The following is a 20,865-nucleotide window of genomic DNA, read 5'->3' on the forward strand; positions in this document are numbered from 1 at the left end:
TATAATTGCCGCCCAGTATAAACCCCTTTCTTTTGATTCAACTGAGCGATTTTTCCTATGCGTTTAAACCCCAGCCAACAACGCGCCGTCGAATTTGTTACCGGTCCCTGTCTGGTGCTGGCGGGCGCGGGATCGGGCAAAACCCGCGTAATCACCAATAAAATCGCCCATCTGATTCGCGAGTGCGGCTACCAGGCACGCCATATCGCGGCGGTCACCTTCACCAATAAAGCGTCGCGAGAGATGAAAGAGCGCGTAGCGCAGACGCTGGGTCGCAAAGAGGCGCGCGGCCTGATGATCTCGACCTTCCATACGCTGGGGCTGGAGATTATCAAGCGTGAAACCGCGGCGCTGGGCATGAAGTCCAACTTTTCGCTGTTTGACGACCAGGATCAGCTTGGCCTGCTGAAAGAGCTGACCAAAGAGTGGCTGGAAGAGGATAAGACCCTGCTGCAACAGCTGATCTCTACCGTTTCAAACTGGAAAAACGATCTGGTCGATCCTCCCCGGGCGGCCGCACTGGCACAATCGGAGCGCGATAAAATCTTCGCGCACTGCTATGCGCTTTATGACCAGCATCTTAAAGCCTGTAACGTGCTGGATTTTGACGATCTGATCCTGCTGCCGACGCTGCTGTTGCAGCGTAATCAGGAGGTGCGTGAACGCTGGCAACAGCGCATCCGCTATCTGCTGGTGGATGAGTATCAGGACACCAACACCAGCCAGTATGAACTGGTTAAGCTGCTGGTTGGCGCGCGGGCGCGCTTTACCGTAGTGGGCGATGACGATCAGTCGATCTACTCGTGGCGCGGCGCGCGACCCCAAAACCTGGTGCTGCTGAAAGAGGATTTCCCCGCGCTGGAAGTGGTGAAACTGGAGCAGAATTACCGCTCCTCCCAGCGCATCCTGAAAGCCGCGAATATCCTGATCGCCAATAATCCGCACGTGTTCGAGAAGCGCTTATTCTCAGAACTGGGCCAGGGCAGCGAGTTGAAAGTGGTGACTGCCAACAGTGAAGAGCACGAAGCGGAGCGGGTCACGGGTGAACTGATCGCCCATCACTTTATCAACAAGACGCAGTACAAAGACTACGCGATTCTCTACCGCGGCAACCATCAGTCACGGGTGTTTGAAAAGTTTCTGATGCAGAACCGTATTCCTTATCGCATCTCTGGCGGCACCTCGTTCTTTTCCCGCCCGGAAATCAAGGATCTGCTGGCTTATCTGCGCGTTCTGACCAATCCCGACGATGACAGCGCCTTTTTGCGCATCGTGAATACGCCGCGCCGCGAGATTGGCCCGGCGACGCTGCAAAAACTGGGCGAATGGGCCAACCTGCGCAATAAGAGTCTGTTTAATGCCAGCTTTGATGTCGGGCTGGGACAGACGCTGGGCGGGCGCGGGCTGGAACATCTGCAACGCTTCACCCACTGGCTGCATGAGATTATCCAGCTGACCGAACGCGAGCCGGTCAATGCCGTGCGCGACCTGATTCGCGGCATCGATTACGAAAGCTGGCTGTTTGAAACCTCGGGCAGTCCGAAAGCGGCAGAAATGCGGATGAAGAACGTCAATACGCTGTTTCAGTGGATGACGGAGATGCTGGAAGGCAGCGATCTGGATGAGCCGATGACTCTGGCGCAGGTGGTAACGCGCTTTACCCTGCGCGACATGATGGAGCGTGGGGAAAGCGACGAAGAGCTTGATCAGGTGCAGCTGATGACGCTACACGCCTCTAAAGGACTGGAGTTTCCTTATGTGTTTCTGGTGGGAATGGAGGAGGGACTGTTGCCGCATCAGAGCAGCATTGATGAGAACAACATCGAAGAGGAGCGTCGTCTCGCCTACGTCGGCATAACGCGGGCACAGAAGGAGCTGACCTTTACCTTATGTCGCGAACGTCGGCAATATGGCGAGTTAGTGCGGCCGGAACCGAGTCGTTTTCTGCTGGAGCTGCCGCAGGACGATCTGCAGTGGGAAACGGAGCGCAAAGTGGTCAGTGCTGAAGAGCGGATGAAAACCGGGCAGAGCCGCGTGGCGGGCCTGCGAGCGATGCTGGATAAGGCGAAGAAAGCCTAAACTCGAGGGTACAGCGCTGAGACGACGGCGGTTCGCCTCACGCTGACTTCACGCCCGTCGATTATGACAGGGTCAATAACCAGTGCACATAGGACTGATAATGGCTCTCCTGCTCCAGCAGCTCGGTGCGCAGCGGATGCGCCTCCAGCCAGCCGGCCGGCAAGGTCAGATGCAGCGCATCATCGTCGGCCTGCAGCCGGACTGCGGGCAGGGTATCGTCGCGACGGCGACTGGAGAAGATGATTGCCAGACGCAGCAGACGACACATCCGTTCCGCCAGCCGCGGCGGTAAGGCATTTTGCTGCGTCAGCAGCGCCAGGTCGATGCTGCCGCTCTGGTTTTGCAGCAGACAGGCCAGCAACTTTTTCTGCGCCGGAGTAAAGCCGGGCAGATCGAGGTGACGAACCAGGTAAGCCGCGTGCTGCGGCGCATGACGGAAGTCGACGCTCAGGCCAATTTCATGAATAGCGCAGGCGCTGAGCAGCAGCTCACGACAGCGCTGATCCAGTTTCCACAGCGTACAGACCTGACGGAAAAAACTTTCTGCCAACTGACGGACCCGATCGGCTTGCTCAACATCAATGCTAAAACGACGCTGCACGTTCTGTAGCGTGCGGGTGCGGATATCGCGATCGATTGGCAGATGCAGCATGCCGTAAACCAGTCCTTCACGCAGCGCGCCGCCCGCCAGCGTCATGCTATCAATACTCAGTTCCTGGAAGATGGCGATCAGAATCGACAGGCCGCTGGGAAACACCAGCGCCCGTTCCAGCGTCAGCCCTTCAATTTCCAGCTCTTCCAGCTTGCCGCACTGAATGGCACGTTGCTTCAGCTGCTGCAGTTTATTCAGGGTGATGCGCTCATCCATGCCCTGCGCCACCATGATCTCCTGCAGCGCCTGTACCGTGCCCGAGGCGCCGACGCAGGCTTGCCAGCCCTGTTGACGCAGTTGCGCGGCAATCGGGTGGATCATTTCACGTGCCGCCTGTTCAGCCTGGTCAAAGTTTTCCTTCGCCAGATGCCGATCGCTGAAAAAGCGTTCCAGCCAGGTGACGCAGCCCATCGACAGGCTGAACAACACCGTGGCGTGCGAGCCATCACCGGTCGCCAGTTCAGTGCTGCCGCCGCCGATATCGACCACCAGACGCTGATCGGAACCGCCGGTGGTGTGCGCCACGCCCTGATAAATCAGGCGCGCCTCTTCTTCACCGCTGATCACGTTGATGGTACAGCCGAGAATCTGTTGCGCCGTATCGAGAAATTCCTGCGCATTCGCTGCCAGACGCAGCGTGGCGGTCGCCACCACGCGGATCTGATCGAGAGGGATGTCCTGCAGTTGTTCAGAGAACAGTTTGAGGCATTGCCAGCCGCGCGACATCGCCTCAGCTGATAAATGGTTGCTTTTATCCAGACCGGCCGCAAGGCGTACCTTGCGCTTAATTTTCGCGATGGTCTGAATACTGCCAGACACCTCGCGCACCACCAACATATGAAAGCTGTTAGAACCTAAATCAATCGCAGCATAAAGTGACGATGCGCTTAGCATGGTGAGCTTAACCCGAACGTTTACGGTTGTTGTTGCGTGGTGCACCGCGACGATTGGCGTTATTTCCTCCGCGACGCGGACCGTTACCGGTGCGGCTACGCGCCAGGCGTTTAGGCGGCGGCAGATCGGTCAGTAATGCATCACTGTTGTACTTGCTGACCGGAATGCTGTGACCAATGTACTCTTCAATCGCAGGCAGGTTCAGTGCGTACTCTTCACAGGCCAGGCTGATAGAATGTCCGCTGGCACCTGCGCGACCCGTACGACCGATACGGTGAACGTAATCTTCGCAATCGTCCGGCAGATCGTAGTTAAACACGTGGGTAACGGCAGGAATATGCAGACCACGGGCGGCAACGTCAGTGGCAACCAGAATATCCACATCCCCTTTGGTGAAGTCGTCAAGAATGCGCAGGCGCTTCTTCTGAGCGACATCGCCGGTCAGCAGGCCGACACGGTGACCATCCGCAGCCAGATGGCCCCAGATATCTTCGCAACGGTGCTTGGTGTTGGCGAACACAATGGCACGATCCGGCCATTCTTCTTCCAGCAGGGTTTGCAGCAGGCGCATTTTCTCTTCGTTAGACGGATAGAAAAGCTCTTCCTGAATGCGGTGGCCGGTTTTCTGTTCCGGTTCCACTTCGACATATTCAGCACTGTTCATGTGCTCAAACGCCAGTTCACGCACCCGGTAAGAGAGGGTGGCGGAGAACAGCATGCTGAGTCGCTGGGTTGCCGCAGGCATCCGGCGGAACAACCAGCGAATGTCTTTAATAAAGCCGAGATCGAACATGCGGTCGGCTTCGTCCAGCACCATCACCTGAATGGCACCGAGGTTAACGTGGTTTTGCTTCGCGTAATCAATCAGACGGCCGGTCGTCCCGACCAGAATGTCGACGCCTTGCTCCAGCACTTTCAGCTGTTTATCGTAGCCATCACCGCCGTAAGCGAGACCCAGCTTCAGGCCCGTTGAGGCGGTAAGCGGTTCTGCATCGGCATGAATTTGCACCGCAAGTTCACGCGTTGGCGCGAGAATTAATGCCCGCGGCTGGTTAACCTGACGACCTTCAGCCGCAGGATGAGAGAGAAGATGATGAAACGTTGACGTCAGAAACGCCATCGTTTTGCCGGTACCGGTTTGCGCCTGGCCTGCAACATCACGCCCGGAAAGCGTAAAGGGCAGAGCTAACGCCTGAATCGGCGTGCAGTATTGAAAGCCTTTACTATCAAGGGCTTCAACCACTTTTGGGTGCAGGGCGAAGTCGGAAAACTTCTGTTCAGTTAAGTGTGTTTTGCTCATAGTGTGGTAGAATATCAGCTTACTATCGCTTTACGAAAGCGTATCCGATGAAATAAAGTCAACCTACATTGGTTTATATTACGCCAATTCGCCAGGCATAATCTTGTGGAGTAAAACATGAGCAGCGATAAAATCGTTCATCTGACTGATGACAGTTTCGACACCGACGTGCTGAAGGCCGACGGCGTTACACTGGTAGATTTCTGGGCTGAATGGTGTGGTCCTTGCAAAATGATCGCCCCAATCCTTGATGAAGTTGCAGAAGAGTATGATGGCAAACTGACCATCGCTAAGCTGAATATTGATGATAACCCAGGCACGGCACCGAAATACGGCATTCGTGGTATCCCGACGCTGCTGCTGTTTAAAAATGGTGAAGTCGCCGCGACCAAAGTGGGCGCGCTGTCTAAAGGCCAGCTGAAAGAGTTCCTGAACGCCAACCTGGCGTAATTCAGGGCTGAACGTTCGGCAGTGGTGAATTTATCTCCTGCTGCTGGACGTTCGCTTTTAGGCGTGCTAAGTTACCAATACTGCATTACGAACTTACCTTGTAGTTAGCATCTAAAGTTTTCCCTTGTTAAACCCTGTCGCACTGTACCTTATAAAGATAGAACGGTTTAGCAATCTGACGGTTAGCTCCAACTCTGGCATCGCAATCGACCGTCTCCTCGCTTCCAGGTCGCCAACCCAGACGATGATCGTCGAGAAGAGTCGAAAAGAGCCATTAACGGCATGGATTAATTGCCATACCATTCACGACAAACATTTCGAGTATTACCCCGAGTTTAAGAACCCATCACTATGAATCTTACCGAATTAAAGAATACGCCGGTTGCTGAGCTGATTACTCTCGGCGAAAATATGGGGCTGGAAAATCAGGCTCGCATGCGCAAGCAGGACATCATCTTCTCCATCCTGAAGCAGCACGCGAAAAGCGGCGAAGACATCTTCGGTGATGGCGTGCTGGAGATACTGCAGGATGGATTTGGATTCCTCCGTTCCGGAGACAGCTCCTACCTCGCCGGTCCTGATGATATCTACGTTTCCCCTAGCCAAATCCGCCGCTTCAACCTCCGCACAGGTGACACCATCTCTGGCAAAATTCGCCCCCCAAAAGAGGGTGAACGTTATTTTGCGCTGCTGAAAGTTAATGAAGTTAACTACGACAAGCCGGAAAACGCGCGTAATAAGATTCTGTTCGAAAACCTCACGCCGCTGCACGCGAATAAACGTCTGCGTATGGAGCGGGGTAATGGCTCAACGGAAGATTTGACGGCGCGCGTACTGGATCTGGCTTCACCGATCGGTCGTGGTCAGCGTGGTCTGATCGTAGCACCGCCGAAAGCCGGTAAAACCATGCTGCTGCAGAACATTGCGCAGAGCCTGGCGTATAACTACCCGGATTGCACCCTGATGGTGCTGCTGATCGACGAACGTCCGGAAGAAGTCACCGAGATGCAGCGTCTGGTCAAAGGTGAAGTTATCGCTTCTACCTTCGATGAGCCCGCTTCGCGCCACGTTCAGGTCGCTGAAATGGTGATCGAAAAGGCCAAGCGTCTGGTTGAACACAAAAAAGACGTGATCATCCTGCTCGACTCCATCACCCGTCTGGCGCGTGCTTACAACACCGTGGTTCCGGCATCAGGTAAAGTCCTGACCGGTGGTGTTGATGCCAATGCCCTGCACCGTCCGAAGCGTTTCTTCGGTGCGGCACGTAACGTGGAAGAGGGCGGCAGCCTGACCATCATCGCGACCGCGCTGGTAGACACCGGTTCGAAGATGGATGAGGTGATTTACGAAGAGTTTAAAGGTACCGGTAACATGGAACTGCATCTCTCACGTAAAATCGCAGAAAAACGCGTCTTCCCGGCGATTGATTACAATCGTTCTGGTACCCGTAAAGAAGAGCTGCTCACTTCTCAGGAAGAGCTGCAGAAGATGTGGATCCTGCGTAAGATTATTCACCCAATGGGCGAGATCGACGCGATGGAGTTCCTCATCAACAAGTTGGCGATGACCAAAACCAACGACGAATTCTTCGATATGATGAAGCGTTCCTAATCCGATACTGTAAAGCCGAACCACAGATTCGGCTTTTTTAGCTTAAATGCGCAGAAAATCGACCTTACGCCACGTCTCAACGTGGCGTTTTTCATTTGTGAGCTATAGGATTGAACACTGACAGGAGCATTTATAATGACTGTGGTAGTGGTGACGAATTAATGACCGTTCGTGCATCTCTTTATGCAGAATTCGGAATCCGACGCAGCGATAAACGCACTTTTTCGCGTATTGTTGCCCGGGATGTTAGCTGAGAGCGTTTAACGTGAATTTACTCACTATGAGTACTGAGCTTGGTTTAATTTTTCTCTTTTCCCTGGCTTTCCTCTTTTTTGCTCGAAAAGCAGCTAAAAAAATTGGTTTAGTTGATAAGCCTAACTCACGTAAACGCCATCATGGCGCGATTCCGTTGGTGGGCGGCATTTCTGTGTTCGCAGGTATCTGCTTCACCTTCGCAATAACCAATTATTATCTGCCGCATGCGCTGCTCTATCTGGGGTGTGCCGGGGTACTGGTGCTGGTTGGCGCGCTGGACGATCGTTTCGATATCAGCGTGAAAATCCGTGCCGTGGTACAGGCGCTCGTCGCCGTTGTGATGATGGTCGGTGCCAAACTTTATCTGCTCAGCCTCGGCTTTATTGTCGGTCCGTTTGAACTAATCGTCGGGCCGTTTGGCTACGTGCTGACGCTGTTTGCCGTCTGGGCGGCGATTAACGCCTTTAATATGGTCGACGGGATTGACGGCCTGCTGGGCGGACTCTCCTCAGTGACCTTCGCGGCGATGGGCATCATCCTCTACTTTGATGGCCAGACCAGCCTCGCCATGTGGTGCTTTGCGATGATCGCCGCCACGCTGCCCTACATTCTGCTTAACCTCGGCTTCCTCGGACGTCGCTTCAAAGTCTTTATGGGCGATGCGGGCAGCACGATGATCGGCTTCACCATCATCTGGATTCTGCTGGAAACCACGCAGGGCCTGAGCCATCCGATTACGCCGGTGACCGCGCTGTGGCTGATTGCCATTCCATTAATGGACATGGTGGCGATTATGTATCGCCGTCTGCGCAAAGGCATGAGCCCGTTCTCTGCCGACCGCCAGCATATCCATCATCTGATCATGCGCGCCGGTTTTAGCTCGCGTCAGGCCTTTGTCCTGATTACCGTTGCTGCCGCGATCCTCGCCGGTATCGGCGTTTTAGGCGAATACCTGGCGTTCATCCCCGAATGGGTGATGCTGCTGCTGTTCCTGGTGGCCTTTATGGTTTACGGCTACTGCCTGAAGCATGCGTGGCGCGTGGCGCGACGTGTCCGGCGGATCAAACGCCGTCTGAGCCATTACCGCGACGCCAAAAAAAACTTACCCCGCTAAGCGCTGATAAAGGATAACGCTGCCATGCCTGCTGACATTGTGGACAACGAACTGGATATTCGCGGCTTATGTTGCCGTTTATGGCGTGGCAAGCGCTGGATTGTCGGGCTGGCGTTGCTGTTTGCGCTGGTCGCCTGGCTGGCGACGCTGCTGATGAAACAGGTCTGGAGCACCACGGCGGTCACCGATCGCCCGACGGTGGACATGCTCGGATCTTACTATGCGCAGCAGCAGTTCCTCGCCAATCTGGATGTGCGCAACAATGCCCTGACCCTGGCCGCTCCGTCACCCACGGTGATGGATGAGGTCTATCAGGAATTCACCATGCAGCTTGCCTCATGGGATACACGCCGCGAGTTCTGGCAACAAACTGATTATTACAAAAGCCGAAAAACCGGTAATGCGCACAACGACGCTGCGCTGCTTGACGATATGATCAGCAATATTCTGTTTACGCCTGCTGATGCGGCGCACAACCTGCCGGATAACGTGCGGCTTAAAGCGGAAACCGCCGGCGATGCGAATAATCTGCTGCGTCAGTACATTGCCTACGCCAGCGAGCGTGCAGCCCGTCATCTGAACGAAGAATTCAAAGGGGCCTGGCAGGCGCGCACGGCACAGCTTCAGGCGCAGGTTAAGCGGCAGGAAGATGTGGCCAACGCGGTGTTTCAGCGTCAGCAACACCGGCTGGAGCAGGCACTGAAGATTGCCAGCCAGCAGGGTATTAATGAAAAGCAGGCGCGCGAAGCTGGTGAAAACCTGGCGGACAGCGACCTGTTTCTGCTGGGCAAGCCAGTTTTACAAGGGCAGCTCGAGACCCTGCGCGCTACCGGCCCGAACTTCGATATAAGCTATGATCAGAACAGAGCCATGCTGACTACGCTGGTCGCCGGCCCGACGCTGAACAGTAAATTCCAGACTTACCGCTACCTGCGTACCCCCGAAGAACCGGTGTCGCGTGATAGTCCACGCCGCCTGTTCATGATGATTATGTGGGGTGCCGTAGGGGCATTGGTTGGGGCTGGTGTGGCGCTGGCACGTCGTCCGCGTCTGATGTCAGACCAGCGTCATTGAGAGAAACAGTGTGAAAGTTCTGACAGTATTTGGTACCCGTCCCGAAGCGATTAAGATGGCGCCCCTGGTTCAGGCCCTGGCGCAGGATCCGGCGTTTGAATCGCGTCTGTGCGTCACGGCACAGCATCGTGAAATGCTCGATCAGGTGCTGCGCCTGTTTCAGCTGCAGCCGGACTATGACCTTAATATTATGCGTCCTGAGCAGGGGCTGACCGAGATCACCTGCCGCATTTTAGAGGGCATGAAAACCGTGTTGCTCGACTTCAGACCAGATATCGTGCTGGTTCATGGCGACACCACCACCACCTTAGCGGCCAGCCTGGCGGCGTTTTATCAGCAAATCCCGGTCGGCCATGTTGAAGCCGGACTGCGCACCGGTGATCTCGCGTCACCGTGGCCGGAAGAGGGGAACCGCAAACTCACCGGTCATCTCGCCCGTCTCCATTTCACCCCCACCTCGCGCTCGCGCCAGAACCTGTTGCAGGAAAATCTGCCGGATGCGCGCATCGTGGTGACCGGCAATACGGTGATTGATGCGCTGCTGTGGGTGCGCGATCGGGTGCTGGATGACTGCAATCTGAATGCCCAGCTGGCGGCGCGCTATCCGTTTCTCGACGCCAGCAAGAAACTGGTGTTGGTGACCGGCCATCGGCGTGAAAGCTTCGGTGACGGTTTCGAGCGGATCTGTAGCGCGCTGGCGCAGATTGCGCGTCAGCATCCGGAGGCGCAAATCGTCTATCCGGTGCACCTTAATCCCAACGTCAGCGAGCCGGTTAACCGCATACTCAGCGGCGTTGAAAATATCATTCTGATCGAGCCCCAGGAGTATCTGCCTTTTGTCTGGCTGATGAACCGTGCCTGGCTGATTCTCACCGATTCGGGTGGCATTCAGGAGGAAGCGCCGTCGCTGGGCAAACCGGTGCTGGTAATGCGCGATACCACAGAACGGCCCGAAGCGGTCGATGCGGGTACGGTTAAACTGGTAGGGACGGATATCGACAGAATCGTCGCGGAGGTCAGCACCTTGCTGACGGATGACAATGCCTGGCAGGCGATGAGCCATGCCCATAACCCGTATGGCGATGGCAAAGCCTGTGGCCGTATTTTGCAAGCCTTAAAAGATAACCGAGCCGACTTATGAGTTTTGAAACCATTTCCGTGATTGGACTGGGATACATTGGGCTGCCAACGGCAGCCGTTTTTGCCTCAAAGGGAAAAAAAGTAGTGGGTGTGGATATCAACGCCCGGGCGGTTGAAACCATCAATCGCGGTGCGATTCATATCGTGGAACCCGATTTAGACCAGGTGGTGCATGCCGCCGTCACGCGCGGCGATCTGCGGGCGACAACCCAGCCGGAAGCCGCCGATGCGTTTCTTATCGCCGTGCCGACGCCTTTTCAGGCAGAGCATCAGCCCGATCTGCGCTTCGTCCAGGCTGCAGCAGAGTCGATCGCACCGGTGCTGAAGCCGGGCGATTTAGTGATTCTTGAATCAACCTCGCCGGTTGGCACCACCGAGCAGATGGCTGACTGGCTGGCCGCAGCGCGTCCCGATTTGCGTTTCCCGCAGCACGGTGAAACGCCCGATATTTATATCGCCTACTGTCCGGAGCGGGTGCTGCCAGGCAAGGTGATGGTGGAACTGATTAATAACGATCGGGTAATTGGCGGCATGACGCCAGCCTGCTCGGCCCGCGCCAGTGAACTCTATCGGCTGTTTTTAAAAGGTGAATGCGTGGAAACCAACGCCCGCACCGCTGAGATGTGCAAGCTGACCGAAAACAGCTTCCGTGACGTTAATATCGCCTTTGCGAATGAGCTGTCGCTGATTTGCGCCGATCAGGGGATTAACGTCTGGGAACTGATTGCGCTGGCGAATCGCCATCCGCGCGTCAACATCCTGCAGCCCGGACCGGGCGTCGGCGGTCACTGCATCGCTGTCGATCCGTGGTTCATCGTGGCGCAGAATCCTGAGCTGGCGCGCCTGATCCGCACGGCGCGTGAGGTTAATGACGCTAAGCCGCAATGGGTACTGGATCAGGTCAAAACGGCAGTAGCGGACAGCCTGACGCAGACCGGTAAGCGTGCTACTGAGTTGACCATTGCCTGCTTTGGACTGGCCTTCAAGCCGGACATTGATGATCTGCGCGAAAGCCCGGCGATGGGTGTCGCCCGACTGATTGCTGACTGGCACAGCGGCAGCACCTGGGTGGTTGAACCGCACATCGACCAGATTCCTGCGGCCCTCAGGGATAAAGCCACGCTGGTCTCCAGTGAGCAGGCGCTGGCGCAGGCCGATATCCTGGTGATGCTGGTGGATCATCGCGCCTTCCGCGCAGTGGATGCCGCCGGGGTGCGCCAGCAGTGGGTGGTCGATACCAAAGGCGTCTGGCGATGAAACGTTTTCTGATCACTGGCGGTGCTGGCTTTATCGGATCGGCGCTGGTTCGTTTTCTGATTGCCGAAACGGACCACCAGGTGGTGGTGGTCGACAAACTCAGCTATGCCGGCAATCTTGCTTCGCTGAGCAGCGTCGCCGATTCGCCACGCTTTATCTTTGAGCAGGCTGATATTTGCGACCGGCCGGCGCTCGATCAGATTTTCGCCCGTCATCAACCCGACTGCGTGATGCATCTTGCTGCGGAAAGTCATGTAGATCGCTCTATTGACGGACCGATGGCCTTTATCGAAACCAACATTGTCGGGACTTACCAGCTGCTGGAAGCGGCGCGTTTTTACTGGCAGGCGCTGGATGTCGCGCGCAAAGCCGCCTTTATCTTTCACCACATCTCCACCGATGAGGTGTTCGGCGATCTGCATAGCAGTCAGGAATACTTTACCGAAACTACCCCTTACGCGCCGAGCAGCCCTTACTCTGCCAGTAAAGCCAGCAGCGACCATTTAGTCCGGGCCTGGCTGCGAACCTACGGTTTACCTACGCTGGTCACCAACTGTTCAAACAATTACGGTCCGTGCCACTTCCCGGAAAAACTGATCCCACTGACCATCATCAACGCCCTGGCGGGCAAAGCGTTGCCGGTGTACGGCAACGGACAACAGATCCGTGACTGGCTCTATGTCGAAGATCATGCTCGCGCGCTGTACCAGGTAGTCAGTCATGGCAAGCCTGGCGAGACGTACAATATTGGCGGCCATAATGAGCGGCGCAATATTGAGGTGGTGGAAACCGTATGCAGCCTGCTGGAAGAGCTGGCTGCAGATCAAAAACCGCAGGGGCTGGCCCATTATCGTGATCTGATCACCTACGTAACCGACCGTCCCGGCCATGACCAGCGGTACGCCATTGATGCCAGCAAAATCGCGCGAGAACTGGGCTGGCTGCCGCAGGAAACGTTTGAAAGCGGCATGCGTAAAACGGTTGCCTGGTATCTGGCGAATCCCGACTGGTGGCAGGCCATTCTCGACGGGCGCTACCGTGGTGAGCGCCTCGGCTTATCGCAATAATCAGCGAAAGGAGCAGCGATGAAAGGCATCATTTTAGCCGGAGGATCGGGAACACGGTTACATCCCATCACCCGTGCAGTTTCTAAACAACTGCTGCCGGTCTATGACAAACCAATGATCTACTACCCGCTGTCAGTTCTGATGCTGGCGGGTATCCGCGATATTCTGCTGATTACCACGCCGGAAGATCGGGCGCAATTTGAGCGTCTGCTGGGCGACGGAGCGGAATTTGGTCTGCGGCTCAGTTATGCGGTTCAGCCCCGTCCGGACGGTCTGGCGCAGGCGTTTATCATCGGTGAATCTTTTATTGGCGACGATAATTGCTGCCTGGTTCTGGGCGACAATCTCTACTTCGGCCAGGGATTCAGTCCGAAGCTACGAAAAGTGGTAGAGCAGAACCGTGGCGCGACCGTGTTCGGTTATCAGGTGATGGATCCCGAACGCTTCGGTGTGGTGGAGTTTGATGATGACTTTAAAGCGATTTCTATTGAAGAGAAGCCAAAGCAGCCGAAGTCTCGCTGGGCGGTAACCGGCCTCTATTTCTATGATAATCAGGTGGTCGACTTCGCCAGACAGGTTAAGCCTTCGCCACGCGGTGAACTGGAAATCACCGCCATTAATCAGATGTATCTTGAGCGCGGTGAGCTGACTGTCGAACTGCTGGGACGCGGATTCGCATGGCTGGATACCGGTACCCATGACAGCCTGGTGGAAGCGAGCATGTTTGTGCAGACGGTTGAAAAACGTCAGGGCTTCAAGATTGCCTGTCTGGAAGAGATCGCCTGGCGTAACAGCTGGCTGAGTGATGACCAGCTACGTGCGGCAGGCGAAGCGCTGACCAAAACCGGCTACGGCCAATATCTGCTGGATCTGTTACATGCCCGTCCACGTCAATATTAATCCCCTTCGCTGGGAGAGTCAGTTCTTCGGTGTTGAGACCGTGCGGCTGGATCTTAACGGTGACACCGCCCTGGATGCAGCGCTGCAACATCCCTGCGCGCTGCTGCAGGTCAAAGTGCCCGCCAGCCAGACCGCGCTGATTGATACGCTGCAGCAGCACCGGTTCCAGCTGGTGGAAGGCGAAGCGGATCTGACGCTGCCGATTAACCAGACCGAACGACAGGTCGGCATTCGGATTGCACGCGAGGCGCAAATTCCGGCCCTGCGCGAGGCGGCCTCACAGCTGTTCAGTCAGAGTCGCTTTCGTGCGCCGTGGTATGCGCCCGATGCCAGCGGGCGTTTCTACGCCCAGTGGATTGAAAACGCGGTGCGTGGCACCTTTGATCATCAATGCCTGGTGGCTGCGGATGCGGCAGGCCAGCTACAGGGCTTCGTCTCGTTGCGTGAAGTGGACGGCGACGCTCGTATCGGTTTGCTGGCGGTGCTGCCTGACGCGCAGGGCCAGGGACTGGGCCAACGGCTGATGCTGGCGGCAGCGGACTGGGCGCGGGTGCGGCGACTGGTGCAGCTTCGGGTCGCCACTCAGCTCAGCAATCTCACGGCGATGCGCCTCTATTTACGCAGCGGTGCCCGCATCGACAGCACCGCCTACTGGTTCTACAGGAAAGGTCATGATTCCATTTAATGCACCCCCGGTTGTGGGCACCGAAATTGAGTACATGCAGTCGGCGATGAACAGCGGCAAGCTGTGCGGAGACGGCGGTTTTACCCGTCGCTGCCAGCAGTGGATGGAGCAGCGCTTTGGCAGTAAAAAAGTGCTGCTGACCCCCTCCTGCACCGCGTCGCTGGAGATGGCCGCGCTGTTGATCGATCTGCAGCCGGGCGATGAAGTGATCATGCCGAGCTACACCTTCGTCTCTACCGCCAACGCCTTTGTGCTGCGCGGCGCCCGCATCGTGTTTGTCGATGTGCGTCCCGACACCATGAATATCGACGAGACGCTGATTGAAGCCGCCATCACCGAAAGAACCCGCGCTATCGTGCCGGTGCACTACGCCGGCGTCGCCTGTGAAATGGACACCATAATGGCGCTGGCGGCGAAGCATAAGCTGTTTGTCATTGAAGATGCGGCGCAGGGCGTGATGTCACGCTACAAAGGCCGTGCGCTGGGCACTATAGGTCACATCGGTTGTTTCAGCTTCCATGAAACCAAGAACTACACCGCTGGTGGTGAAGGCGGGGCGACGTTAATTAACGATGCCAGCCTGGTTGAACGCGCCGAAATCATTCGCGAAAAAGGCACTAACCGCAGCCAGTTTTTCCGCGGTCAGGTGGATAAATATACCTGGCGCGATATGGGATCAAGCTACCTGATGGCCGATTTGCAGGCAGCCTATCTCTGGGCGCAGCTGGAAGCGGCTGAACGCATCAACCAGCAGCGGTTGCGCATCTGGCAGCGTTATCATGATGCGTTACAGCCGCTGGCGGAGCAGGGGCGAATCGCGCTGCCGGTGATCCCCGCTAACTGTGAGCACAACGCGCATATGTTTTACATCAAACTGCGCGATCAGGACGACCGTCAGGCGTTGATTAACTGGATGAAAGAAGCCGAGATACTGACGGTATTCCACTACATTCCGCTACACAGTTCGCCGGCTGGCCAGCGTTTCTCGCAGTTTTTCGGCGACGACCGCTTCACCACCGTTGAGAGTGAACGCCTGCTGCGCCTGCCATTGTTCTATAACCTGTCGGATAACAACCAGAGCACGGTTATCAGCTCGCTGCTGAGCTTCTTTTCCTGATGTCACTGGCCAGAGCTTCAGTGTGGACCGCATCGTCCACGCTGGTAAAAATCGTTGCCGGACTGCTGGTGGTCAAACTGCTGGCGGTCAGCTTCGGGCCGGAGGGCGTCGGTCAGGCGGGTAACTTTCGTCAGCTGATTACCGTGCTGGGCGTGCTGGCGGGGGCCGGAATTTTCAACGGCGTCACCAGCTATGTGGCGCAGTATCAGCAGCAGCCCGAACGGTTACGGGCGCTGGTCGGTACCGCCTCAACCCTGGTGCTGGGCTTTTCCGGCGTGCTGGCGCTGCTGTTCCTGCTGGCGGCAGGCCCGATCAGCAGCGCGCTGTTTGGTCACGATCGCTATCAGAACGTGATCCGCGTGGTGGCGTTTCTTCAGCTCGGTATCGCCTGGGCGAACTTTAGTCTGGCGCTGCTGAAAGGGTATCGTGATGCGCGCGGCAATGCGCTGGCGCTGATTCTCGGCAGCCTGATTGGCGTCGCCGGTTATCTGTTGTGCTGGTGGTTTGGTGGTTATCAGGGCGCACTGATCGGTCTGGCGCTGGTGCCGGCACTGTTGCTGGTGCCGGCAGTGGTGTTGCTGAAACGCCGCGTACCCTTGCCGCTCAGCTGGCTGCGTCCGCAATGGCAGCCCGAGCTGGCGCGTAATCTGGCTAAATATACCCTGATGGCGTTAATTACCACCGTGACGCTGCCGGTAGCCTGGGTAATGATGCGTAACCTGCTGGCGCAGCAGCAGGGCTGGGCGCAGGTCGGACTGTGGCAGGGCGTAACCAGCATCTCCGATGCCTATCTGCAATTTATCACCGCCACCTTCAGCGTCTGGCTGCTGCCGACGCTGGCGCGACTGGATAACAAACGCGATATTGCCCAGGAAATTGGCCGGGCTCTGCGCTTTGTGCTGCCGGCGGTAGCGGTGGCCAGTTTCGCGGTCTGGATCCTGCGGGATGTTGCCATCAGCCTGCTGTTTTCCGACGCGTTCCGTGGCATGCGCGATCTGTTTGTCTGGCAACTGTGCGGTGATGTTTTTAAAGTGGGTGCCTATGTTTTCGGATATCTGGTGATCGCCAAGGCCTCGCTGCGCTTTTATGTTCTGACTGAGATCAGCCAGTTTGTATTGCTGACGCTGTTCTCACGCTGGCTAATCCCGTTACAGGGCGCGACGGGTGCGGCGCAGGCCTACATGTTTACCTATATGGCTTACTTTGCCCTGTGTTGTGGCGCTTTTATGGTTTATTGCCGGAAAAAATGACTTTAATTCACGTTTTGGGATCGGATATTCCCCACCACAACCTCACGGTGCTGCGTTTCTTCAACGACATACTGAGCGTTGAACAGCCCACGGCCACGCCACGCCATTTTATGGTGGTGACGCAACAGCCTGAGAGCTTTTCGCCGTTCAGCGCCTTACAGATTGAGTGCTTTGCCAGTAAAAAAGCGCTGGCGCAGGCGGTATTGCAGCGCGCCAGGCAGCGTCAGCAACGCTTTTTCTGCCACGGTCAGTTCAATCCCTGGCTCTGGCTGGCGTTACTCAGCGGCAAGCTGCATCGTTCCCAGCTGTTCTGGCACGTGTGGGGCGCTGACCTGTATGAAGATTCTCGCAGCCTGAAGTTTCGCCTGTTCTATTTTCTACGCTGGCTGGCGCAGGGGAGGGTAGCGCACGTTTTTGCCACCCGCGGCGATCTGCATCATTACCAGCAACGCCATCACCGGGTACCCGGTTCGTTACTCTATTTCCCGACCCGCATGCCGGAGGCCGCGGTCCACTCTGCGCCCGATTCGAGGTTTACCCTGCTGCTGGGAAATTCAGGCGATCCGAGTAACCGGCATATCGACGGACTCAAGGCGATCCGCGCGCAGTTTGGCGACCAGGTGCGTATCGAGGTGCCGCTGGGATATCCGCCGAATAATCAGGCCTATATCAGTCAGGTGCGGGCCGCGGCTGAGGCGCTGTATCCGCAGGGGCAGGTGAACCTGATTAGTGAACAAATGGCGTTTGATGACTATTTAGCGCTGCTGGCGCGCTGCCACGTCGGGTATTTTATGTTTGAACGTCAGCAAGGGATCGGGACCTTGTGTCTGTTAATCCAGGCCAACGTACCTTTTGTCCTGAGCCGTAAAAACCCGTTCTGGCGTGATGTGGCGGAGCAGCAGTTACCGGTGCTGTTTAGCGAAGATGCGCTCTCGCCTGCAGTGATTACCGAGGCGCGTCGTCAGCTGGCGGGTTGCGACAAACAGGCGATCGCCTTTTTCGCGCCCGGCTATCTGGCCGGATGGCGTTCAGCATTACGCCTCAGCGAAGGGGAGTTGTCATGAGCCTTGTGCAGTTTAGCGGTCTGCTGGCGGTCTACCTGCTGTCGCTGGGTTTTATTCTGACCCTGACCTGGCGGGAGTTTAAGCGCGTGCGTTTTAACTTCCATCTGTTCTTCACGCTGCTGTTCTTACTGACTTTTTACTTCGGCTTTCCGCTGACCAGCGTGCTGGTGTTCCGTTTTAATGTTGAAGTGGTGCCGGTAGCGTCTCTGCTGCAGGCGCTGCTGTCGGCCACCGGATTTTATGCCATCTATTACGTCAGCTATAAGGTCCGACTGCGGCCCGCGAACGCCCCGCCGGCCAAACCCTGGCTGCAGATGAACCGGGTCGAAACCCACCTGACCTGCGTGATCCTGGCGCTGGTGGCGCTGGGCACCGTGACGGTGTTTTTCATCCATAACGGTTTTCTGCTGTTCCGTCTGACCGCCTATAACCAGATTTTCTCCAGTGAAGTCTCTGGCGTGGCGCTTAAGCGCTTCTTCTATTTCTTTATTCCGGCGATGTTGATCCCCTATTTTTTGCGTCCGACACGACGCAACTGGCTGCTGTTTCTGGTAGTAACCGTCGCTTTTGGTCTGCTGACCTACGCGCTGGTCGGCGGTACCCGTGCCAATATCATTATCGCGTTTGCCCTGTTTCTGTTTATCGGCATTACCCGCGGCTGGATTACGCTGTGGATGCTGGCAACTGCGGGCGTCATGGCGATTGCCGGCATGTTCTGGCTGGCGCTGCGGCGTTATAACCTCGACGTGATGGGCGATGAAGCCTTTTATACCTTTCTCTACCTGACGCGTGATACCTTCTCGCCGTGGGAGAACCTGGCGTTACTGCTGGATAACTATGCCCGCATTGAATTTCAGGGACTGGCGCCGCTCTGGCGTGACTTTTATGTGTTTATTCCCAGCTGGTTGTGGCCGGATCGTCCGCTGGCGGTGCTGAACAGCGCTAACTACTTCACCTGGGAAGTGCTGAATAACCATTCGGGACTGGCGATCTCGCCAACGCTGATCGGTTCGCTGGTGGTGATGGGCGGCGTCTGGGCAATCCCGATCGGTGCGGTGGCGGTGGGGATGATTATCAAAGTCTTCGATGCACTCTATGCGCGAGGCTGCCAGGAAACCAATCGCTACAGCGGGGCTATTCTGCAAAGTTTCTGTTTTGGCGCGGTGTTCAACATGATCGTGCTGGCGCGTGAAGGTCTGGATGCGTTTGGCTCACGCGTGGTGTTTTTCGCTATTATTTTTGCCGCCTGTCTGGGCGTGGCTAAATTACTATTTTGGTTATTGGATCGCGCCGGTTTAATTCGCGACCGCAGCGAGCGGGTGCTGCATAGCCCCTCCTGATTAACCTCTGGGATTGACGGAAGATATGACAAAGTTACCTGACTCGCCGCAGTACCGGATTCGCGGCGTCGCGCTGTATGGCTTCGACAGCATGCCGTCGGCGGTGGATTTTTTAATGCCGCCGCAGGGCGTGCGGAGCGGCATCTTAGTCGCCATCAATGCAGAAAAGATTCTGACTGCCGAACGGGATGAGGGATTACGTAACCTGTTAACGCAGGCCGAGTTCGCCTATCCGGACGGCATCAGTATCGTCCGTTCAATCCGTAAAAAATACCCGCAGGCGTCGGTACAGCGCATTGCTGGCGCAGACTTATGGGAAGCCCTGATGGAGCGGGCCGGACGTGAGGGCACCCCGGTGTTCCTGATCGGTGGGCGTCAGGCGGTGCTGGATGAAACCTGCGACAAGCTGCGTCGTCAGTGGAATGTAAACATTGTCGGGGCGCAGGATGGTTATTTTGCGCCAGCCGATCAGGATGCGCTGTTTGCCCGCGTGGCCGCCAGCGGTGCGAAGCTGGTGACGGTTGCACTGGGTTCACCTCGCCAGGAGCTGTTAATGCTGGCGTGCCGCGCCCACTGGCCTGATGCGCTCTATATGGGTGTCGGTGGCACCTATGATGTTTTCACCGGTCATGTGAAGCGCGCACCTAAAATCTGGCAGCGACTCGGACTGGAATGGCTTTATCGGTTGATCAGGCAGCCAGGCCGCTGGCGCAGGCAATTAAAACTGCTGAAATATTTGCGCTACCACTGGCGTGGCGATCTCTGATATTGCTGATTAATGCCGCATTTTTACCCGGAAGGTGGGGAGAAGTGCACTATTTGTCGACGAAATGCACAAAGCGTAATCAAACGCGTTTTTTTATTGAAAAAGCACTAGACACGATGGGCGCTTATCTCTAGTATGCACATCCGCAACGGCGCTACGCGCCCGTAGCTCAGCTGGATAGAGCGCTGCCCTCCGGAGGCAGAGGTCTCAGGTTCGAATCCTGTCGGGCGCGCCATATCGTTTGTGCGCATGAGCTTCGGTGGTTTGATTTACCGCGTTAGTTGGCAGTAAAGATTTAGATGCTGCAGGTTTTAAACTTGTAACATTCGGTACAGTGGTGGCTATAGCTCAGTTGGTAGAGCCCTGGATTGTGATTCCAGTTGTCGTGGGTTCGAGTCCCATTAGCCACCCCAGATTTTGCTGGGATACGCGAAGGTGGCGGAATTGGTAGACGCGCTAGCTTCAGGTGTTAGTGTCTTAACGGACGTGAGGGTTCAAGTCCCTCTCTTCGCACCAGGCAAAACCGTTAAAAAAATCGGCGAGTAGCGCAGCTTGGTAGCGCAACTGGTTTGGGACCAGTGGGTCGGAGGTTCGAATCCTCTCTCGCCGACCATTTTAGAAACCTGTCTGAAAAGACAGGTTTTTTTTCGTCTGTAGCAAAAGAGGATGAGAACCTCCGAAGGAGGTTTGAGCCGAGCGCAGCGAGACAACGTTGCTTCAACAACGTCCCGCAGGGCAGGCTCGCAGAGCCAGGTAATCCTCTCTCGCCGACCATTTTAGAAACCTGTCTGAAAAGACAGGTTTTTTTTCGTCTGTAGCAAAAGAGGATGAGAACCTCCGAAGGAGGTTT

At 56.2% G+C, this 20,865-nt stretch carries 17 protein-coding genes, 4 tRNA genes and 1 other RNA gene; 20 read left to right on the forward strand and 2 right to left on the reverse strand.

Going from position 1 to position 20,865, the window contains the following annotated elements; translation table 11 throughout:
* The first annotated feature begins 57 nt into the window (after nucleotides 1-57).
* Complete coding sequence (rep, locus tag FHW04_RS10505) at nucleotides 58-2,079, forward strand: DNA helicase Rep (RefSeq protein WP_031375063.1); 2,022 nt, start codon at nucleotides 58-60, stop codon at nucleotides 2,077-2,079.
* A gap of 61 nt (nucleotides 2,080-2,140) precedes the next feature.
* Here the strand turns inward: rep and gppA are convergent, their stop codons facing one another.
* On the reverse strand, nucleotides 2,141-3,625 hold the full coding sequence (gene gppA / locus FHW04_RS10510; RefSeq protein ID WP_031375062.1) for a guanosine-5'-triphosphate,3'-diphosphate diphosphatase: 1,485 nt from the start codon (nucleotides 3,623-3,625) through the stop codon (nucleotides 2,141-2,143).
* A gap of 7 nt (nucleotides 3,626-3,632) precedes the next feature.
* Nucleotides 3,633-4,925 (reverse strand): ATP-dependent RNA helicase RhlB, encoded by a 1,293-nt coding sequence (gene rhlB, locus FHW04_RS10515; RefSeq protein WP_031375061.1) that lies wholly within the window; start codon nucleotides 4,923-4,925, stop codon nucleotides 3,633-3,635.
* Nucleotides 4,926-5,042: 117 nt separating this feature from the next.
* On the opposite strand from rhlB, the gene trxA reads away from it, so the two are divergent.
* The 19 genes from trxA (at nucleotide 5,043) to FHW04_RS10610 (ending at nucleotide 20,789) form a co-directional block, all read left to right on the forward strand.
* Nucleotides 5,043-5,375, forward strand: coding sequence for a thioredoxin TrxA (gene trxA, locus FHW04_RS10520; RefSeq protein WP_003851963.1), 333 nt, complete (start codon nucleotides 5,043-5,045; stop codon nucleotides 5,373-5,375).
* 351 nt (nucleotides 5,376-5,726) lie between these two features.
* A complete protein-coding gene (rho, locus tag FHW04_RS10525; protein ID WP_031375060.1) occupies nucleotides 5,727-6,986 on the forward strand; it encodes a transcription termination factor Rho in 1,260 nt (419 codons plus the stop codon).
* 280 nt (nucleotides 6,987-7,266) lie between these two features.
* On the forward strand, nucleotides 7,267-8,355 hold the full coding sequence (wecA, locus tag FHW04_RS10530; RefSeq protein WP_031375059.1) for a UDP-N-acetylglucosamine--undecaprenyl-phosphate N-acetylglucosaminephosphotransferase: 1,089 nt from the start codon (nucleotides 7,267-7,269) through the stop codon (nucleotides 8,353-8,355).
* Nucleotides 8,356-8,379: 24 nt separating this feature from the next.
* The gene (gene wzzE / locus FHW04_RS10535) at nucleotides 8,380-9,429 is read left to right on the forward strand and encodes an ECA polysaccharide chain length modulation protein (protein ID WP_089561598.1); all 1,050 of its coding nucleotides are present in this window, start codon (nucleotides 8,380-8,382) and stop codon (nucleotides 9,427-9,429) included.
* A gap of 10 nt (nucleotides 9,430-9,439) precedes the next feature.
* Nucleotides 9,440-10,570, forward strand: coding sequence for a non-hydrolyzing UDP-N-acetylglucosamine 2-epimerase (gene wecB, locus FHW04_RS10540; RefSeq protein WP_031375057.1), 1,131 nt, complete (start codon nucleotides 9,440-9,442; stop codon nucleotides 10,568-10,570).
* On the forward strand, nucleotides 10,567-11,826 hold the full coding sequence (wecC, locus tag FHW04_RS10545; protein WP_089561597.1) for a UDP-N-acetyl-D-mannosamine dehydrogenase: 1,260 nt from the start codon (nucleotides 10,567-10,569) through the stop codon (nucleotides 11,824-11,826). Before wecB ends, wecC begins: the two co-directional genes overlap by 4 nt.
* Nucleotides 11,823-12,893 carry a dTDP-glucose 4,6-dehydratase gene (gene rffG / locus FHW04_RS10550; RefSeq protein ID WP_089561596.1) on the forward strand — a complete coding sequence of 357 codons (1,071 nt, stop codon included), beginning with the start codon at nucleotides 11,823-11,825 and terminating at the stop codon, nucleotides 12,891-12,893. The genes wecC and rffG overlap by 4 nt, the downstream gene beginning before the upstream one ends.
* Before the next feature lie 18 nt (nucleotides 12,894-12,911).
* Entirely contained in the window at nucleotides 12,912-13,793 is an 882-nt protein-coding gene (gene rfbA / locus FHW04_RS10555; RefSeq protein ID WP_031375054.1) for a glucose-1-phosphate thymidylyltransferase RfbA, read from the forward strand.
* Complete coding sequence (gene rffC, locus FHW04_RS10560) at nucleotides 13,771-14,478, forward strand: dTDP-4-amino-4,6-dideoxy-D-galactose acyltransferase (RefSeq protein WP_031375053.1); 708 nt, start codon at nucleotides 13,771-13,773, stop codon at nucleotides 14,476-14,478. Before rfbA ends, rffC begins: the two co-directional genes overlap by 23 nt.
* Complete coding sequence (gene rffA / locus FHW04_RS10565; RefSeq protein WP_089561595.1) at nucleotides 14,465-15,595, forward strand: dTDP-4-amino-4,6-dideoxygalactose transaminase; 1,131 nt, start codon at nucleotides 14,465-14,467, stop codon at nucleotides 15,593-15,595. The genes rffC and rffA overlap by 14 nt, the downstream gene beginning before the upstream one ends.
* Nucleotides 15,595-16,845 (forward strand): lipid III flippase WzxE, encoded by a 1,251-nt coding sequence (wzxE, locus tag FHW04_RS10570; RefSeq protein ID WP_031375051.1) that lies wholly within the window; start codon nucleotides 15,595-15,597, stop codon nucleotides 16,843-16,845. The genes rffA and wzxE overlap by 1 nt, the downstream gene beginning before the upstream one ends.
* Entirely contained in the window at nucleotides 16,842-17,909 is a 1,068-nt protein-coding gene (locus FHW04_RS10575; RefSeq protein WP_089561594.1) for a TDP-N-acetylfucosamine:lipid II N-acetylfucosaminyltransferase, read from the forward strand. Before wzxE ends, FHW04_RS10575 begins: the two co-directional genes overlap by 4 nt.
* On the forward strand, nucleotides 17,906-19,249 hold the full coding sequence (wzyE, locus tag FHW04_RS10580; protein WP_069728606.1) for an ECA oligosaccharide polymerase: 1,344 nt from the start codon (nucleotides 17,906-17,908) through the stop codon (nucleotides 19,247-19,249). The genes FHW04_RS10575 and wzyE overlap by 4 nt, the downstream gene beginning before the upstream one ends.
* 25 nt (nucleotides 19,250-19,274) lie before the next feature.
* Nucleotides 19,275-20,015: a lipopolysaccharide N-acetylmannosaminouronosyltransferase gene (gene wecG, locus FHW04_RS10585; protein WP_031375048.1), complete on the forward strand. Its 741-nt coding sequence runs from the start codon at nucleotides 19,275-19,277 to the stop codon at nucleotides 20,013-20,015.
* A gap of 158 nt (nucleotides 20,016-20,173) precedes the next feature.
* Nucleotides 20,174-20,250 (forward strand) — tRNA-Arg (locus tag FHW04_RS10590).
* A gap of 102 nt (nucleotides 20,251-20,352) precedes the next feature.
* Nucleotides 20,353-20,428, forward strand: a tRNA-His gene (locus tag FHW04_RS10595).
* Nucleotides 20,429-20,444: 16 nt separating this feature from the next.
* Nucleotides 20,445-20,531: transfer RNA gene (locus FHW04_RS10600), tRNA-Leu, on the forward strand.
* A 20-nt stretch (nucleotides 20,532-20,551) separates the two neighbouring features.
* Nucleotides 20,552-20,628: transfer RNA gene (locus FHW04_RS10605), tRNA-Pro, on the forward strand.
* Between the two features lie 32 nt (nucleotides 20,629-20,660).
* Nucleotides 20,661-20,789, forward strand: a non-coding RNA gene (locus FHW04_RS10610) — RtT sRNA.
* Nucleotides 20,790-20,865: the final 76 nt, after the last annotated feature.

It is taken from the genome of Pantoea sp. AN62 (assembly GCF_050432985.1).
GTDB lineage: Bacteria > Pseudomonadota > Gammaproteobacteria > Enterobacterales > Enterobacteriaceae > Pantoea > Pantoea brenneri.

Excerpts from the sequence above, each read along its gene's own strand:
- rep (WP_031375063.1), top strand. The coding sequence starts at position 58 with ATGCGTTTAAACCCCAGCCAACAACGCGCCGTCGAATTTGTTACCGGT.
- wzxE (WP_031375051.1), top strand. The coding sequence starts at position 15,595 with ATGTCACTGGCCAGAGCTTCAGTGTGGACCGCATCGTCCACGCTGGTA.
- wecC (WP_089561597.1), top strand. The coding sequence starts at position 10,567 with ATGAGTTTTGAAACCATTTCCGTGATTGGACTGGGATACATTGGGCTG.
- rffA (WP_089561595.1), top strand. The coding sequence starts at position 14,465 with ATGATTCCATTTAATGCACCCCCGGTTGTGGGCACCGAAATTGAGTAC.
- rffG (WP_089561596.1), top strand. The coding sequence starts at position 11,823 with ATGAAACGTTTTCTGATCACTGGCGGTGCTGGCTTTATCGGATCGGCG.
- wzyE (WP_069728606.1), top strand. The coding sequence starts at position 17,906 with ATGAGCCTTGTGCAGTTTAGCGGTCTGCTGGCGGTCTACCTGCTGTCG.
- trxA (WP_003851963.1), top strand. The coding sequence starts at position 5,043 with ATGAGCAGCGATAAAATCGTTCATCTGACTGATGACAGTTTCGACACC.
- rfbA (WP_031375054.1), top strand. The coding sequence starts at position 12,912 with ATGAAAGGCATCATTTTAGCCGGAGGATCGGGAACACGGTTACATCCC.
- rhlB (WP_031375061.1), bottom strand. The coding sequence starts at position 4,925 with ATGAGCAAAACACACTTAACTGAACAGAAGTTTTCCGACTTCGCCCTG.
- wzzE (WP_089561598.1), top strand. The coding sequence starts at position 8,380 with ATGCCTGCTGACATTGTGGACAACGAACTGGATATTCGCGGCTTATGT.
- wecA (WP_031375059.1), top strand. The coding sequence starts at position 7,267 with ATGAGTACTGAGCTTGGTTTAATTTTTCTCTTTTCCCTGGCTTTCCTC.
- FHW04_RS10575 (WP_089561594.1), top strand. The coding sequence starts at position 16,842 with ATGACTTTAATTCACGTTTTGGGATCGGATATTCCCCACCACAACCTC.
- gppA (WP_031375062.1), bottom strand. The coding sequence starts at position 3,625 with ATGCTAAGCGCATCGTCACTTTATGCTGCGATTGATTTAGGTTCTAAC.
- wecG (WP_031375048.1), top strand. The coding sequence starts at position 19,275 with ATGACAAAGTTACCTGACTCGCCGCAGTACCGGATTCGCGGCGTCGCG.
- rho (WP_031375060.1), top strand. The coding sequence starts at position 5,727 with ATGAATCTTACCGAATTAAAGAATACGCCGGTTGCTGAGCTGATTACT.
- rffC (WP_031375053.1), top strand. The coding sequence starts at position 13,771 with ATGCCCGTCCACGTCAATATTAATCCCCTTCGCTGGGAGAGTCAGTTC.